The sequence below is a fragment of the Streptomyces sp. SID12501 genome (assembly GCF_010550245.1).
Taxonomy (GTDB): domain Bacteria; phylum Actinomycetota; class Actinomycetes; order Streptomycetales; family Streptomycetaceae; genus Streptomyces.
This window is the reverse complement of record NZ_JAAGLU010000003.1, coordinates 335,213-350,744: the sequence shown is the minus strand read 5'-3', so window position 1 is coordinate 350,744 and position 15,532 is coordinate 335,213. Positions and strand designations below refer to the sequence as shown.

General features: G+C 66.8%; 14 protein-coding genes and 1 pseudogene. 8 read left to right on the top strand and 7 right to left on the bottom strand.

Going from position 1 to position 15,532, the window contains the following annotated elements:
* Positions 1-18: 18 nt before the first annotated feature.
* Together G3I71_RS05060 and G3I71_RS05055 are read right to left on the bottom strand one after the other, a co-directional pair.
* Positions 19-219 carry a DUF397 domain-containing protein gene (locus G3I71_RS05060; protein WP_164312678.1) on the bottom strand — a complete coding sequence of 67 codons (201 nt, stop codon included), beginning with the start codon at positions 217-219 and terminating at the stop codon, positions 19-21.
* Positions 216-1,082: a helix-turn-helix transcriptional regulator gene (locus G3I71_RS05055; protein WP_164312677.1), complete on the bottom strand. Its 867-nt coding sequence runs from the start codon at positions 1,080-1,082 to the stop codon at positions 216-218. The genes G3I71_RS05060 and G3I71_RS05055 overlap by 4 nt, the downstream gene beginning before the upstream one ends.
* Positions 1,083-1,274: 192 nt before the next feature.
* Here G3I71_RS05055 and G3I71_RS05050 point away from each other — a divergent pair, with 192 nt between their 5' ends.
* Complete coding sequence (locus tag G3I71_RS05050; protein ID WP_164312676.1) at positions 1,275-1,712, top strand: ATP-binding protein; 438 nt, start codon at positions 1,275-1,277, stop codon at positions 1,710-1,712.
* A gap of 725 nt (positions 1,713-2,437) precedes the next feature.
* Positions 2,438-2,569 (top strand): hypothetical protein, encoded by a 132-nt coding sequence (locus tag G3I71_RS52220; RefSeq protein ID WP_275409161.1) that lies wholly within the window; start codon positions 2,438-2,440, stop codon positions 2,567-2,569.
* 211 nt (positions 2,570-2,780) lie between these two features.
* Here G3I71_RS52220 and G3I71_RS05045 read toward each other — a convergent pair whose 3' ends face one another.
* Both G3I71_RS05045 and G3I71_RS50190 read right to left on the bottom strand, forming a co-directional pair.
* Entirely contained in the window at positions 2,781-4,184 is a 1,404-nt protein-coding gene (locus tag G3I71_RS05045) for a VanZ family protein (protein ID WP_164312675.1), read from the bottom strand.
* Positions 4,185-4,274: 90 nt separating this feature from the next.
* The gene (locus G3I71_RS50190; protein WP_203729303.1) at positions 4,275-4,628 is read right to left on the bottom strand and encodes a hypothetical protein; all 354 of its coding nucleotides are present in this window, start codon (positions 4,626-4,628) and stop codon (positions 4,275-4,277) included.
* A gap of 600 nt (positions 4,629-5,228) precedes the next feature.
* Here G3I71_RS50190 and G3I71_RS05035 point away from each other — a divergent pair.
* Positions 5,229-6,374, top strand: a complete 1,146-nt coding sequence (locus tag G3I71_RS05035) for a helix-turn-helix transcriptional regulator (protein WP_164312674.1) — start codon at positions 5,229-5,231, stop codon at positions 6,372-6,374.
* On the opposite strand, the gene G3I71_RS05030 is transcribed toward G3I71_RS05035, so the two are convergent.
* Genes G3I71_RS05030 through G3I71_RS05020 form a run of 3 tightly spaced genes read right to left on the bottom strand, consistent with a single transcriptional unit; the run spans position 6,295 to position 9,335 of the window.
* Entirely contained in the window at positions 6,295-7,335 is a 1,041-nt protein-coding gene (locus tag G3I71_RS05030) for a helix-turn-helix transcriptional regulator (RefSeq protein WP_164312673.1), read from the bottom strand. The two genes, G3I71_RS05035 and G3I71_RS05030, sit on opposite strands and share 80 nt — an antisense overlap.
* Positions 7,332-8,330, bottom strand: coding sequence for a helix-turn-helix transcriptional regulator (locus G3I71_RS05025; protein WP_164312721.1), 999 nt, complete (start codon positions 8,328-8,330; stop codon positions 7,332-7,334). Before G3I71_RS05025 ends, G3I71_RS05030 begins: the two co-directional genes overlap by 4 nt.
* A 27-nt stretch (positions 8,331-8,357) precedes the next feature.
* Positions 8,358-9,335, bottom strand: coding sequence for a helix-turn-helix transcriptional regulator (locus tag G3I71_RS05020; RefSeq protein WP_164312672.1), 978 nt, complete (start codon positions 9,333-9,335; stop codon positions 8,358-8,360).
* A 332-nt stretch (positions 9,336-9,667) separates the two neighbouring features.
* Here G3I71_RS05020 and G3I71_RS05015 point away from each other — a divergent pair, with 332 nt between their 5' ends.
* The 5 genes and pseudogenes from G3I71_RS05015 to G3I71_RS04995 all read left to right on the top strand — a co-directional run bounded on the left by G3I71_RS05015 (position 9,668) and on the right by G3I71_RS04995 (position 15,456).
* Entirely contained in the window at positions 9,668-10,021 is a 354-nt protein-coding gene (locus tag G3I71_RS05015; protein WP_164312671.1) for a hypothetical protein, read from the top strand.
* Between the two features lie 328 nt (positions 10,022-10,349).
* Positions 10,350-12,944: pseudogene (clpB, locus tag G3I71_RS05010) on the top strand (ATP-dependent chaperone ClpB); the annotation flags it as partial.
* Between the two features lie 241 nt (positions 12,945-13,185).
* Positions 13,186-13,716 (top strand): YbjN domain-containing protein, encoded by a 531-nt coding sequence (locus tag G3I71_RS05005; protein WP_164312670.1) that lies wholly within the window; start codon positions 13,186-13,188, stop codon positions 13,714-13,716.
* A gap of 531 nt (positions 13,717-14,247) precedes the next feature.
* A complete protein-coding gene (locus G3I71_RS05000) occupies positions 14,248-15,204 on the top strand; it encodes a hypothetical protein (RefSeq protein WP_203729301.1) in 957 nt (318 codons plus the stop codon).
* Positions 15,205-15,288: 84 nt separating this feature from the next.
* A complete protein-coding gene (locus tag G3I71_RS04995; RefSeq protein ID WP_239148925.1) occupies positions 15,289-15,456 on the top strand; it encodes a hypothetical protein in 168 nt (55 codons plus the stop codon).
* Positions 15,457-15,532 lie beyond the last annotated feature (76 nt).

Sequence of the window (15,532 nt, the reverse complement as noted above, 5' to 3'; positions counted from 1 at the left end):
ACGGCTGTGGAGCGAGCCTCAGTGATCAAACTCTCCGTCCTTCGCCGCCACCAGGAAGGCGCTCCACTCCGTGCGGTCGACGAACAGGATTGGCCCTGTCGTGTTCTTGCTGTCCCGTATCGCGCGGCCGTCCCTGGTCGTCACGGCAACCTCAATACAGGCGCCCTCCGCCTGTGAGTAAGACGACTTCCGGAAGGGGGCAACAACTTTTGGGGTCACGATGAAGTTTCCTCATTTTTGCGCAGATTGTCCCGGATGAGCTTTTCGCTCTGGCCCGGTGCCAGCGCCGACGATCGTAGTTGGTCAAAAGCGTTTGCGTAAGCCGCCAGATCCTCTTGGCCCTCCAGGACTGATGCCCCTCGGAGGTTGTCGAGTGTCACGGCTTCCACGATCGGTTCCGTGCCGAAGCCAAAGGATGAGAACACGGAGATTGCCCCCGCCTGGGTGCCCGCGCTCTGAGGGAGAACCTGAATGGTTACGTTCTGCCTTCTGCCGACTTCGAGAACGTGAGAAAGCTGCTCGTCGTGAATGCCGGTGCTCACCAAGGGGTGAGTAATCACAGGCTCCCAGATGATGGCCGTGTACGTTGCCCCGCCCTCTTCGATCTTCGCCTGTCGCGCCATGCGAACCTTTACCAGTTGGGGTACTCGTTCCGGGGCGATGTAATTTAGCCCGGAGGTAAAGATGGATTCTGCGTACGCAGGCGTTTGCAGTAGCCCGGGAAAGAGAGCTGGGCCCCATTCCTGAATGTAAGTGGCGTCATCCTCCAGCGAAATGTGATCGAGATATTCCTCTCGCAGGTGCGCCGAGTGTTCGAGCCACCACCCGCGATGCTTGGAACGCTTCGCCAAGTCCTCAAGCCTGTTGCGGACTTGCGGATCGGCTACGCCGTATGCGCTCAACAGCGCCCGAATCTCAATAACGCGCGCTGTCACATGCCCGCTCTCGATGCGGCTGACGCGAGTTGGGTGCACTCCGAGCACATCCGCGGCCTGCGGCTGATCGAGCTTGGCGGCCTGCCGATACCTCCTGAGCGTGGCGCCGAGTCGCCTGCTGCGTACGGTCGGTCCCCCTGTGGGCATCGTGCTTCCCCTCTCCTGTGACAGCGGTTTTTCTGCGGGCTCCACTGTAGGGCCCGTGGGCGCAACGGAGGAAAAATAGCAAGCCTTGCTACTTTGATTCAGTTGCGGATTGGCAAGCTAGGGCTCTAACCTCAGAGTGCACGCACCGCCACACGGTGCGATCTTGACTATGCGTCAGGGGGTACAGCCGTCATGTCCACCGCTGTTACAACACACCAGCGCAGAGACACGTTTCACGTCCCAAAACGCAAGCAGAGCGTGCCGGACGCACGGTCACAGGTGCGGAAGATTCTCAGCGACTGGGGCATCAACGGCGAACTTGCCTGCGATGTTGCCGCTGTCTCAACTGAGCTGGTCGCCAACGCCGTTCAGCACTGCCGGGTGACGTACGCCCGGATCGAGGTCACTCTCTGCATGCGGGGTGACGGCTTGCTGGTCGAGGTGTCGGACCCCGACAGGGGCAGGATTCCGGCGCTCTGCATGGGAGACGACCAAGGAGAGGGCGGACGGGGGTTGGTCCTGGTCGCCGGCCTGGCTGAGCGCTGGGGGCACGAGCTGCGGCCGTTCGCCAAATGTGTGTGGGCCGGGTTCTCTGTCCCCGAAGGGACCCGCGTACCGGTTGACGCATAACAGCAAGGTCGAGGAGTGCACCTCGCACGCGTAAGCGATACGAGTACTGGCCGGGGCGGTCCGTGACAGGTCCGAGGCTCGCCGCATCCCCCGTGCACATGGCTGGTCGAGCCTCCGCAGGCGCCCAGGTGCACCTACACATCTGGGCGCCTGCGTTCAACAGCGCCCCAACACGGCATGCAGCGCCATTGCGGGGCAAGCGTCAACAGCTGATTAGACAGGGGCCATTGACGATGAAAAACCTTACCGTTCGGCTGGTCGCCTTGCTGCGATTCCTACTGCTACTCCCGCGCCCCTCGCGCGAGGGAGACAGACACGCGCGCCGGACGCTCGACGTCACCCAGGCGCCCAGGCGCCCCGACCCGTATGTGATGCGCCTGCCCAACCCCCGTGACGCTCGCTGGCGCCGATGGTCGGACAGAGCGCAAGCCTGCATGTTCGGGCCGGACCCACTACCGCTCCTCGCGGAGGAGTGGGAGCGCTGGGGCGACGGGGACGGATGGCAGGTGCCACACCCCGTACAACGGGCCGTCGAACGGATGGCGCCCTTTGGGGACCCATGCGACCCGGCACGGCCGTACGTCGACCGGCTACCTGGAAGGCACCGAGCATGACCAAGGACCCCCGGGACGAAGTGACTCCGATCCACTTGCCGGACGCGACGGAATGGCTCGCGTGGGCCAAACACGTACGGAAGTGCGCGAAGGAATGCCGCACTCTGGGACGTGACTGTCCGGAAGCCGTCGTTCTACGCGCAGCCCTACAGCGTGCGCGCGACGCTGCCCACAGTGACGGACGCCGAGATGCCGTACCCGCTCGCTTCATCTCCGCCGGTGGGGACCTCGCAGGGTGAGTAGTCTCTCGGTCCGCTCTCCCCGCGAGGAGCGCAGCAGGAGGAGAAGCGCGGAGGTGTATGCGGCTGACGGAGCCGGAGCCGTCAGCATCCCCACGCCGAGCCCCAGATACTGCCATCCTTCGTCCGGCGGTCCCTGCGAGGCGGCGAAGAAGACGGCGCCGGGGACTCCCGGTGCCGGTCCTGCGGCGGTGATCCTGAACTGATGGTGGGCGTCAGTTGGCTTTGAGGGGCTGCCCGGCTGCGTCGTATACCTGCCCAGTCACGGCGTTCACGCGGTACATCTCAACCGCCGCTTGCTCCTGCGAATCATCGCTCTCTCCGTTGCTGGGCCAAGTCACGTTCACAAGCCAGTTCGGCTGCCAGCTACCGTCTTGCTCGACCGCTTTTACAGTAACTGCTTTGGTATGGAATTCTGCGCCAGCGTTTCCATTGGCTTGGAGTTGTGCCGCTACCGCCTTGTTTACTGCCTTTTCGGCCTGCCCGGCGTCAAGCTTGGCTTCGGGAAGCTTGGCCCGGGTCGGACCAAGGGTGACGTCAATCTGAGATACACGCCCGGCCCTGTCTATCTGGACGTCCAGCATCCTGGGCATCAGAACGTCGTTGTGAGTCCATCTCCAGTTCGTGATCCAGCCAAGTTCGGCCTTTGCGCCCACAGGGGACGTTTCGCTCATGGTCGCACCCATCGCCCACGGATACTGTCGCTGGGCGTACGACCTCGCGATTCGAGAGGCTGCTATATCGGTAGACGGGGCTTTCGCGTCTCCCACCGGGTATCCCATGACAGTGGGCCGGTCGCTGTTCTCCAGCTGTACGTTCAGGTGCTTCGTGTCCGGCCAGGAGAGGCTGCCGGTACCGAAGTCTGCGGAGTGTCCCTCTTCCTGGCTGAGCAGGTTGAAGATGATGTTGGTGCATGGGGAGTCACCGCACGGCTGCTCGTACTGCTTGCCGATTTTGTATCGATCGCCGAACGCTTCCTTGACGGCGGCCTCAACGGCCTTCTTCTGGCCGGAACTTGCGTCGGTGAGGCTGCTGCCGTCCACGTTCGTGAAGGCGAGCATCGGACGCGCCACTCCCGAGCCCAGGAGGACCAGTGCCGCGAAAGTGATCAGAGCGCCCTTGACACCCGCCTGCCAGGCGAGCGAGTGGCGGATTGCGAGCACAACCGCGACAACGGTGAGCCCGATCAACCCGCCGATGATGTTCATCTCGGCGTCCGCGCTGTCACACACGCGCCCCAGGCCGTTGACGGTGGCCTGAGTGAATTCGATGGCCGGGGGCAGTGCGATGACACCGACCAGGACAGGCAGCGGGCGGCGGATAGCCAGGAGTGCGCAGGCGCCGACGGGCACCATCATGGCGAGGTTCCACAACCCTTGAGTGGTGTGGAAGGGCTCGGCGAACTGATGGTTGAGGACGCATACGCCGCTGGCCGAGCCGCCGCCCATGAAAGTGACGCCGAGAACGCCGGTGAGAGTGAAGGCGAGCCCGGACCACCATGCCCCGTGAGGGTTCCCCCGCTTGCGGGCGAGTGTCCATGCGGCGCCGCCGAGAACGAGGCCGATCAGTGTGCACACGGCCAGATAGCCGACATGGTGTTGAAAGATGGCGGAGAACACGGCTCGGTTCCTTGCGTGGTCATGTCGAGGAGAGCGGGACCGGGAAAGGGACGGCCCCGCCTTGGTAGACGGGGCCTGTGGGGTTCTGGTTCAGCAGTGCGAGGCCGGCGTCTGGTACGTGCCGCCGCTGTAGCTGAGCAGGCCGATTATGCTTGAGCAGTAGGCGCTCTCCCCCAGCGACCACGTCGACCTCTTCGTCTGGCCCACAGCGATGGAGACGGCGCTGGCGTAGTGGTTGGTCCCCGAGCGCGAGTAACCAAGCTTGGCGGAGATGGTAGATCCACCCGACTTCGTGTACTCGACGCCGACGACGCCGTTCGAAGCCTGGTGGATGGCCAGAATGCCGTTGGACAGCGAGGTGCACCGCTCCATGGGCTGGCTGGTGTTGGTGTAGCCAGAGCTGTCACAGTAGGTGACGGCCGAGGCGATCGGCGCACTGAACATGACAGATCCTGCTGCGATGGCAAGGGCGACGAGAGTGGCGTTGGCTCTGCGGTGTATGGAATCCCCTTAGGTGTAGTGCGCATGTCAGCTCTCTTGCGTACGAAGAGCACTGGTGTAGGCGGAAAATGTTGTGAGTACCGGATCACGCGGCGATCATCACGCGAAGATCATTTTATGATCTAGTGGTCATTTTCTGAACTTTGACCCCCTATTGCCTGCAGGAGGTTGTGATCATCCGGTCGTCGGTATGAGGTCGAATGTCATGGGCATGGCAATTCTTTCCTCGTTTTTGACGTTTCTGGTCAGGAAACATGAGGCCCCGGCCGGATGGGGGACATCCTGCCGGGGCCGCTTCGGGCGTTCCCCCGTTCCCGCCTCGCGGCGGCCCCGTTACGCCCTTGGGAAGCGATTTCCACAATGCCCTCACGAGCAACGTCCCACCACCGTCAGCTTGTTGCAGGGACACGGGCGGAGGAGGGGCGAAAGTCGGACATAGTAAGGGGATTGGGGGCGCGTGGCGGACCTGGCAGTGTTGCGGACCACGTCCGGGCCGCGCATAGTTGCGCTGCAAAGTGCTGGAACCAGTAGTGGGATGGGGCGATGGCCGGGCACGGGACGGACGAGCATCCACACGGTGCTGACCGACTGTGCGAGGCCGGGGATCGTGTGTATTCCCGGGCCGTACGGCGGGGCCGTGTGCCGCGCCGGGACGCCGAGACGGCGCCGTGCCTGCTCGAACTCGCCCTGCTGCACCCCGACCCCGACGACATGGCCTGGCTGGTGCCGACCTCCCCGCAGGAGGTCATGACCCGGCTGCTGCGCGGCGTCTACGAGGAGGTCAGCGCGAGCCAGGGCCGGGTGGGCTCGGCGGTCGCGGCCTTCGAGCGGTACAACGCCCTCGGCGAGGAGCGGCAGTACGCCAGTTCCGGTTCCGGTACTGGTGCGGGTTCCGGCGGCGGCCCCGGTTTCGGGTTCGGCTTCGGCGAGGGCACGGCCCTGCGTGTCCTGGACGGTCTCGCCCGTATCCAGACCGCGATGGACGAGGCCACCCAGGCGTGCACGACCGAGGTGCTCACCGTCCAGCCCGGCGGTATCCGCCGCGAGTACGAACTCTCCGAGGGCCTGCACCGGGCGCTCGAACTGCGCGGGCGCGGGGTGCGGATGCGCGGCCTGTACAACCATGTGGCCCGGCACGGTCAGGGACTGCTCAACTACCTCGACCTGGTGGGCGGAGCCGCCGAGGCGCGCACCCTCGACGAGGTGGTCGAGCGGCTGATCCTTTTCGACCGCACGGTGGCCTTCATCCCGGCGAACGCGGAGCGGACGGTAGCGCTGGAGATCCGCCACCCGGCGCTGGTGAGCTACCTCGGCACGGTCTTCGACCGCCTGTGGCGTCTGGCCGTCCCGCTGACGGCCTCGCTCCCCGACACGGGCATCGAGGGCATCTCGCACCGGGAGCGGTCCATCGCCACCCTGCTCGCGGAGGGCCACCAGGACGCGGTGGTCGCGGAACGCCTGGGCATCAGCGTCCGCACCTGCCGGGCACACATCGCCCGCCTCTCGGAGACGCTGGGGGCGGCGAGCCGGACACAGCTGGGGGTACGGATCGCCCAGGCGGGCCTGGACGGCCTCCCGGCCGTCACCGCACCGGGCGGCGGCGCGGCGATCAGCCTTCCGGCGCCAACGGCTCCGCCTGCCCGCCCTGAGGCTGCTGCTCCTGCTCAAGAATCCCCGACTGCCCTATGAGGTAGCCGAGTTGGGCGCGGCTGTCGCTGCCGAGGGTGGTGGCGAGTTTGGCGATGTGGACGCGGGCGGTTCGGATGTTCATGCCGAGGCGGGTGGCGATGACGGCGTCGGTGTGGCCCTCGACGAGGAGGGCGGCGATGGCCCGCATGCGGGGGGTGACGCCGTTGAGGGACGGGAGTTGGAGGGCTTGTGGGTACATGGGGACGGCCAGTTGCCAGAGGCGCTGGAAGACGGTGACCAAGTAAGCGACCAGGGCCGGGTTACGGACCTCAAGGGCGGCATTGACGTCTTGGTTGGTCCGGTCGGGGATGAAGGCGACCGCTCTGTCGACGATGATCAGTCGGTCGGTGATCTCGTCGAGTGTGCGGGCTTCGGCATCGCCGTCCAGCTGTTCGTAGCGGGCGATGACGGTGGGTGCGTGGCGGAGCGTGTGCTGGTAGAGGGTGCGAATGCGACCGCCTCGGTCAAGTAGGGCCTGGTCGCGGCCCAGTGCGGCGGCATGGCGTTCGGGGTGGTGACCGGTATGAGCGGTGCGCGGCTGGATAGTGAGGAGTTCACTGGAGGCGTCCGCCAGAGCCAGGGTGATGGCTGAGTTGATCCGCTCCACCCCGTGGAGGACGCGAATCGTTGGTATGTCCGTCGACGTACTGGCATCGCCGATGCGCATGAAGGGCTCGAACACCGAGGTCAACTGCGCCTCGCGACGCCGCTCGTCGGCGATGCGGTCCGCTACACCGCGCAGGAGTTGATGCAGTGCGACGACCGGGGAGGTGGGCTCGAGCCTGTCCAGGTCGTCGACGGTCGGTTGCAGCAGACCGAAATCGACCAGACAGGGTGTCGCGGCGGCGTCCGTACCCCGTACGTGGCCCGATCGCAGAGCACGTTCGTACAGTTCCGCTCCTGCTGAGCACAGCTCGTCCTCGCTGTGCTTCGGGTGGGGTGGCGGAGAGTTCGGGGTCACTCGGCAGCACCATTCTGGCTGAGACTCTGCGTGGGAGCCTGTTTGAGGAGTCCTGACTCCGCGATGAGGTAGCCGAGTTGGGCGCGGCTGTCGCTGCCGAGGGTGGTGGCGAGTTTGGCGATGTGGACGCGGGCGGTACGGACGTTCATGCCGAGGCGGGTGGCGATGACGGCGTCGGTGTGGCCTTCGACGAGGAGGGCGGCGATGGCTCGTTGGCGGGGGGTGACGCCGTTGAGGGACGGGGGCTGAAGGGCCTGGGGGTACATCGGGGTGGCCAGGTGCCACAGGCGCTCGAAGGTCGTGACGAAGTAGTGCACGAGGACCGGGTGGCAGATCTCCAGAGCGAGAGAACGGTCCTTGCTGGCGGGAATGAAGGCGACGGTCCGGTCGATGACGATGAGGCGGTCGGTGACCTCGTCCAGAGAGCGGGCCTCGACATCGCCCCTCAGCTGTTCGTAGCGGGCGCGGACGGCGGGAGAGTGGCGGACCGTGTGCTGGTAGAGGGCGCGGATGCGGGCGCCCCGGTCGAGGACGGCCTGGTCGCGTGCCAGGATGGCCAGGGTCGTGGTGGGGCGGCCCGCGTAGGGCTGGATCGTGAGAATTTCGCTCGAGGCGTCAGCCAAGGCTCGGGAGATGGCCAGGTTGATCCGGTCAAAGCCGCTGAGGACGCTGATCATGGGTGTATCGGCCGCGATGTCCGGGACATCGATGTGCATGAGCGGCTCGAACGCTTCGGCCAGTAGCGACTCTTGCTGCCGCTTCCTTGCCGTGTCCTCCGCACTCTCGTGCAGCAGCCGGGAGAGGGCCACTGCGGGGGCCAGCGGACGCAGTTGGCGCGGGTCTTCGAGGTCGGGCCGAAGCAGCCCGAAGTCGATCAGGCAGGGAGCATCGCCGGCCTCGTCGTCCGGCACGCGGCCCTCGCGCAGCGCGCGGACGTACAGGCTCATGCCTGCCTCGCACAGTTCCTCGGCCCCGTGCGGGTGCCCCACGTTCACCGGTGACTTTTCTGCCTTCACTTGCCCTCAGTGTTCCTGGTCCAGGATTCCCGACTGCGCGATCAGGAATCCGAGCTGCGCACGGCTGCCGCTGCCCAGGGCGGTGGCCAGCTTGGCGATGTGGGTGCGGCAGGTGCGTACGTTCATTCCGAGGCGGCGGGCGATGGCCTCGTCGACGTGGCCTTCGACGAGGAGCTTGGCGATGGAGTGCTGGATGTCGGTGAGGCCGTCGGGCGCGGTTTCGTAGGGGGCGCCCGCGCTCAGCGGGACGGCGCGGCCCCACATGAACTCGAAGACCTTGACCAGGTAGCGGACGAGGCCGGGGTGGCGAAGCTCCAGGGCCACCTGACGGTCGTCGCTGATGGGGATGAAAGCCACGGTCTCGTCGCAGATGATGAGACGCTCGACGAGTTCGTCGATGGTGCGGTACTCGGCCTTGCCGTCCGTGAACTGGTCCACCCAGGCCAGCCGCTCGGGGCTGTAGCGGGCCGTGTGCTGGTAGAGCGTCCGGATCCGTACCCCTCGCTCGATCAGCGGCCGGTCGCGGTCCAGGGCGGCGATGAGTCTGCCCTCGGGGTGGCGGTGGCTCGGCTGCACCGTGACCATCTCGTTCTGGCACTGGGCGGTGGCCAGGTCGAGTGCGGTGTTGATGCGGTCGAGCCCTTCCAACACCGTGATCGAGTGCGTGGACGCCGTCACCTGGGCGCTGAGAGCCATGAACGGTTCGAAGGAGTCGGCCAGCTCGATCGACAGACGCCTGCGCTCGGTGATCTCGTGCTCAAGGGGATTGAGACGCTGGGCCAGAGCGACCGATGGAGGCACGGGACGCAGCCAGGTCGCGTCGTCCGGGTCGGGGTGAAGCAGAGTGAACTCCATCAGACACGGGGCTGACTCCACGTCCGCGCGGGAGACGCGTCCCATGCGAAGCGCATTCGCATAGAGACGACTACCATCGGCGCACAGCTCCGTCACCGAATGGGGATGTGTCGCTTTAGTCCGATTCATTCCGAAATCTCCACCCCCCAGGGTCCTGAACATGCAGGAACATGATGCATCGATTGTGTGGCCATGATGTGCCCGAATGAGCCATCGTCGTATCCGACGGGGGAAGAGGGACCTTCAAGTGAGGACGAAGCCGACTATGGGTAAGAGAATGCTTCGCTCGGTGCTTGTCGCCGCCTTCTCCGCCGTTGTGGCCTTTGGGGCACTGAGTGGCCTCTCTGTCGAGAAGGGTGACATTCGAGCGGACAGTGCCTGGTCACGGTCAACCGCCACCGTCGCGTCCGGTGACGACACTAGCGCCGTCGCCACCACGGATGACAGTGCGTGGAGCTGACATGACCACTCCCCCCGACGACCGTTCCTTCCGTCGCGAAATGGCCACCGCCTACCGCTCCGGCTGGCACTTCATCGATCTGGTCACCGCCGTCCCCCACAGCGGTGACTCGTTGATGGTGACCGTGTTCGGAGAGCCGGTCGTCGTGACGCGGGACGACGAAGAGGATGTGAAGGCATACCGGTGTCTGCGGCGGCCTCGGGGGGCGCCGCAGCCAGTACGGTGTGCGATTCGGTACGGAATGATCTTTGTGAACCTGGACCAGCGCGACCACCGCCTGGACCACCCTGACATCCCGGACATCGCCGATTTCCAGGACGTGCAGACCATCTCAGCCACCCCCCGCAGTGCCTGACGCGATTCCCCCGTCGCAGTAGATCGCTCAGGTGCTTCCCCCCAGTAGCGGCGTCACCGTGACCTGAACACGGTGACGCCGCTGCTGTTTCCGGTGAAATGTCAGAGTTCGGGTGCATCCCGCATGCCCTCCGTCATGAGTACCGCACTTGCTCGCTTGGCTGAAAGTAGCCGTCCGCCGCCTGCGCTCGCACCGCCCATCCGTCATTGAGGATGGGCGGTTTTTGGTCTGCCCAGCCGCCCCACTCCCACCTTGAGTGGAATAGACTCAACTTTGTGTACGCTGGCCGTGTCAGTAACGACCGGGACAGGAAAGGGAGACAGCGACTGTGGACGCCGAACTGACCAACAGGAGCCGGGACGCGATCAACGCGGCCACCGGCAGGGCCGTGTCCGGGGGGCACCCGGACCTGACTCCCGCGCACCTGCTGCTGGCGCTGCTCGCGGGGGAGGACAACGAGAACCTCGTCGACCTGCTGGTCGCGGTCGAGGCCGACCAGGCGGCCGTACGCTCGGGCGCCGAGCGCGTCCTCGCGAACCTGCCCAGCGTGACCGGCTCGACCGTCGCGCCCCCGCAGCCCAGCCGGGAACTTCTTTCGGTCATCGCCGATGCGGCCGAACGGGCGAAGGAGCTCGGCGACGAGTACCTCTCCACCGAGCATCTCCTCATCGGCATCGCCGCGAAGGGCGGCCCCGCCGGGGACGTACTCTCCCAGCAGGGCGCCGGTGCGAAGAAGCTGCTGGACGCGTTCCAGAAGAGCAGGGGAGGGCGTCGCGTGACCACAGCCGACCCCGAGGGTCAGTACAAGGCCCTGGAGAAGTTCGGTACGGATTTCACGGCCGCGGCCCGGGAGGGCAAGCTCGACCCGGTCATCGGCCGTGACCAGGAGATCCGCCGGGTCGTCCAGGTTTTGTCCCGCCGTACGAAGAACAACCCGGTCCTCATCGGCGAACCGGGCGTGGGCAAGACGGCCGTCGTCGAGGGCCTCGCCCAGCGCATCGTCAAGGGCGACGTACCGGAGTCGCTCAAGAACAAGCGCCTCGTCTCCCTGGACCTCGGCGCGATGGTCGCCGGGGCGAAGTACCGGGGTGAGTTCGAGGAGCGCCTGAAGACGGTCCTGGCGGAGATCAAGGGCTCCGACGGCCAGATCATCACCTTCATCGACGAACTGCACACGGTCGTCGGCGCGGGCGCCGGCGGCGACTCCTCGATGGACGCCGGCAACATGCTGAAGCCGATGCTGGCGCGTGGTGAACTGCGCATGGTCGGCGCGACGACGCTCGACGAGTACCGCGAGCGGATCGAGAAGGACCCCGCCCTGGAGCGCCGCTTCCAGCAGGTCCTGGTCGCGGAACCCTCGGTCGAGGACACGATCGCGATCCTGCGCGGCCTCAAGGGGCGGTACGAGGCCCACCACAAGGTCGTCATCGCCGACAGCGCGCTGGTCGCGGCGGCGACCCTCTCCGACCGCTACATCACCTCCCGCTTCCTCCCCGACAAGGCGATCGACCTGGTCGACGAGGCGGCGTCGAGGCTGCGGATGGAAATCGACAGTTCCCCCGTCGAGATCGACGAACTCCAGCGCGTGGTCGACCGGTTGAAGATGGAGGAACTCGCGCTGGAGAAGGAGACCGACCCGGCCTCGCGCGAGCGTCTGGAGCGGCTGCGCCGCGATCTCGCCGACAAGGAGGAGGAGTTGCGCGGCCTGACGGCCCGTTGGGAGAAGGAGAAGCAGTCCCTCAACCGGGTCGGCGAGCTGAAGGAGAAGCTCGACGAGCTCCGCGGCCAGGCCGAACGGGCCCAGCGCGACGGCGACTTCGACTCCGCCTCCAAACTCCTCTACGGCGAGATCCCCACCCTGGAAAGGGACTTGGAGGAGGCCTCCGAGGCCGAGGTGGAGGCCTCCAGGGACAAAATGGTCAAGGAGGAGGTCGGCCCCGACGACATCGCGGACGTGGTCGGCGCCTGGACCGGTATCCCGGCCGGCCGTCTCCTGGAGGGCGAGACCCAGAAACTCCTGCGTATGGAAGAGGAGTTGGGCCGTCGCCTGATCGGCCAGTCCGAGGCGGTCCAGGCGGTGTCGGACGCGGTACGACGTACACGCGCGGGCATCGCGGACCCGGACCGTCCGACCGGCTCCTTCCTCTTCCTCGGCCCGACGGGCGTCGGCAAGACGGAACTCGCGAAGGCGCTGGCCGACTTCCTCTTCGACGACGAGCGGGCGATGGTCCGCATCGACATGTCGGAGTACGGCGAGAAGCACAGCGTCGCCCGCCTCGTCGGCGCCCCGCCCGGCTACATCGGCTACGAGGAGGGCGGCCAGCTGACGGAAGCGGTGCGGCGCCGCCCGTACAGCGTGGTGCTCCTGGACGAGGTGGAGAAGGCCCACCCGGAGGTCTTCGACGTCCTCCTCCAGGTTCTGGACGACGGCCGCCTCACGGACGGCCAGGGCCGCACCGTCGACTTCCGCAACGCGATCCTGATCCTGACGTCGAACCTCGGCAGCCAGTTCCTGAGTGGGCACAGCCTGGCCGAGCCGCCGACGTCGGCGGAGGTGAGGAAGCAGCAGGTGCTGGAGGTGGTCCGGGCCTCCTTCAAGCCGGAGTTCCTCAACCGCCTGGACGACATGGTCGTCTTCTCCGCCCTGAACGGGCAGGAACTGGAGCGCATCGCGGGCCTCCAGATCGGCCGCCTCGCCAAGCGACTGGCCGAGCGCCGCCTGACGCTGGACGTCACCCCGGCCGCCCTGGCCTGGCTCGCAGAGGAGGGCAACGACCCGGCGTACGGCGCCCGCCCCCTCCGCCGCCTCATCCAGACGGCGATCGGCGACCGCCTCGCCAAGGAGATCCTGGCGGGCGAGGTGAAGGACGGCGACACGGTACGGGTGGACGCGTTCGGGGAGGGCCTGATCGTGGGTCCGGCGGCTGGACCGGCGGCTGGACCGGCGGCTGGACCGGCGAAGGGACCGACGGCGGGTCCGACGACGGGGTCGGCCACGGGCAAGACGCTGTAGTCGCTGGCTGCGGCACGCTGTTTTCGGACGCTCCCGGCCGGTGCGGGAGGGCGACTGTTGCCGGTCGGGGGCGAAGCAAGAGAGGGTGGGGAGCGTACGTCTGGTCTCAGCGATGGCCGGACGAGCCAGACGACTGCAGGAGTGTTCACGTATGACCATCGACCCGTCCTCGATCCCTAACTTCGGGGGCCAGTCCGAGCCGCAGCAAGGCCCGGCAGGCCCCGTAGTCCCGGATCAGGACCTTGTGAAGCAGCTCCTGGAACAGATGGAGCTGAAGTACGTCATCGACGACGAGGGTGACCTCGCCGCGCCGTGGGAGCAGTTCCGTACGTACTTCATGTTCCGTGGTGAGGGCGACCAGCAGGTCTTCTCGGTGCGGACGTTCTACGACCGGCCCCACCCGATCGAGGGGAAGCCCGCGCTGCTCGAGTCGATCGACGACTGGAACCGGCGGACCCTGTGGCCCAAGGTGTACAGCCACACGCACGACGACGGCACCGTTCGCCTGATCGGCGAGGCGCAGATGCTGATCGGGACGGGCGTCAGCCTGGAGCACTTCGTGTCCTCGACGGTGAGCTGGGTGCGGGCCGCGATCGAGTTCGACAAGTGGCTCGTCGAGCAGCTCGGCCTGGAGCCGGACGCCGAGGACGCCGACGAGAAGCCCGAGGACGACGCGGAGTAGTCCTGTCTCTACGCCTTGACGCCTGTGCATGGAGGAGCCCGGCCGGGGAGGCCGGGCTCTCGCCGTTTCCGGGCTGACCGATCAACCGATGCCATGTGCCTCAATAGCGCACTCCGCCCAAACCGTCTTGCCCACGGGCCGCCGAGGCGCCCACAGCAATCAGGCGGGAGACGATCGCCTGGACGCCTCCTGGGCAACGTTCATAGGTGAGTTGAAGGCCGGCCGCCACCGCCTCTGAGGCCGCCGGGCCCCGGTCGCCGTCCGTCGTACGGGCTCACCGGGCCCTTGTCCGCGAGGGTCCGGTGGGCCACTGGCCTCCCCAAAGAACCGGGGAAAAATACTGGGGAAAGAACTACCCACCCACCCTCCCTCCCCGGCCGCGAGGCCCGCGTCACCCGTACGAGTGACCGGCTTGCGGGGGCGGGATGCGGGCGGTTACGTTCGCCGCGACAACCGAAAACAGAAACGGCCCCCGCCGGGATTCCCGTCCCGAACGAGGGCCTGACCAACCAGGAAGCGAACACCTTCCCAATGGCTAACTCGCAGTCTAACGCGCGCCTGCGCGCCGACGCCGGAGCACCGACCTCCGGCGTGATCCATGTCCGTACCCGCCTCACGGCCGACTTCACGGTGATCTCCAACGCCCTCGCCCAGCGACGCGGCAGCGCGGTCACGGTCGGTGTCGCGGCGTACATCGCCTCCCTGCCCGACCGCTCCTCCGTGACCATCACCACCCTGTGCGCGCACTTCAGCGAGGGCGAGATCCTCATCTCACGGGCACTCAGGGAACTCGAAGCGGCCGGATACCTGGAGCGCCGCCGCGAGCGACTGTCCACCGGCCAGATCCGTACCCGGACGTACTTCTACGACGTCCCGGGCAGCGATCCGGGCGTGGATCCGGATCCGGACGGGCCTCCCGAGCCACCCGAGCCACCCGAGCCGCCTCGGCCCCGAAGGCAGGCCGCCGCCGCCGCTGTCTCACCTGCGCCCGAGCCTGCGCCTGCGGAGGAAACGGTGGCCGTGCCCGTACAAGCCGTGGCCGAGCCGGAGACACCGATCCCGCTCGCCAACACCGACACCGACACCGACACCTACATCGACACCGAGGCCGACCCGCAGGCCATCGCCGTACTCGCCGCCCTGCGCCGCATCGACCCCCGCCTTGCCCTGACCGCCCAGGAAGCCGCCCGCCTTGCCCCTGCGGTCACCCGGTGGCTCGCGGCAGGCATCCTGCCCACACACATCACGGACCACCTCACCGCACGGCTCCCGGACACCTTCCTGACCCGCCCGGCGGGCATCCTCGCCTACCGGCTCAAGGAGACTCCGCTTGCCGTGCCCGCACTGGCCAGAAGCACAGATGCCTCAGTGCGTCCGGCGATCGCGCTCATGCAGAACTGCGACGGTTGCGACCGGGCGTTCCGCGCGGCGGAACCCGGACGTTGCCGGGACTGCCGGTCCGGGAACCGTCTCCGTGCGGCCGGCTGAGCCGGTGGCCGGGCATGTGGTCCGCCCGTAGGTCGAAGCCTTGATGTGCGGCGATGCGAGACTCAGCGTCAAGAGGAGGTGGGCATGGTCGACAGGTTCCAGGACGGGCTGCTGACGCCCACGGAGACGGCCTCCCACCTTGAGATCCCGCAGTCGACTCTCACGTCGTGGCTGAAGGGCAGGGCCGCCGGAGCACCACTGGTCCACCAGGTGGAGCCGGTACGGAACAGGAACCAGCCCGGCTCGGCGTGAGCGCGATGGATCAGTCGGGAGGCCAGGGCGTCACCTCGCCCAGCGCCACCATCGCGCTCTCGTCGAGGAACACATG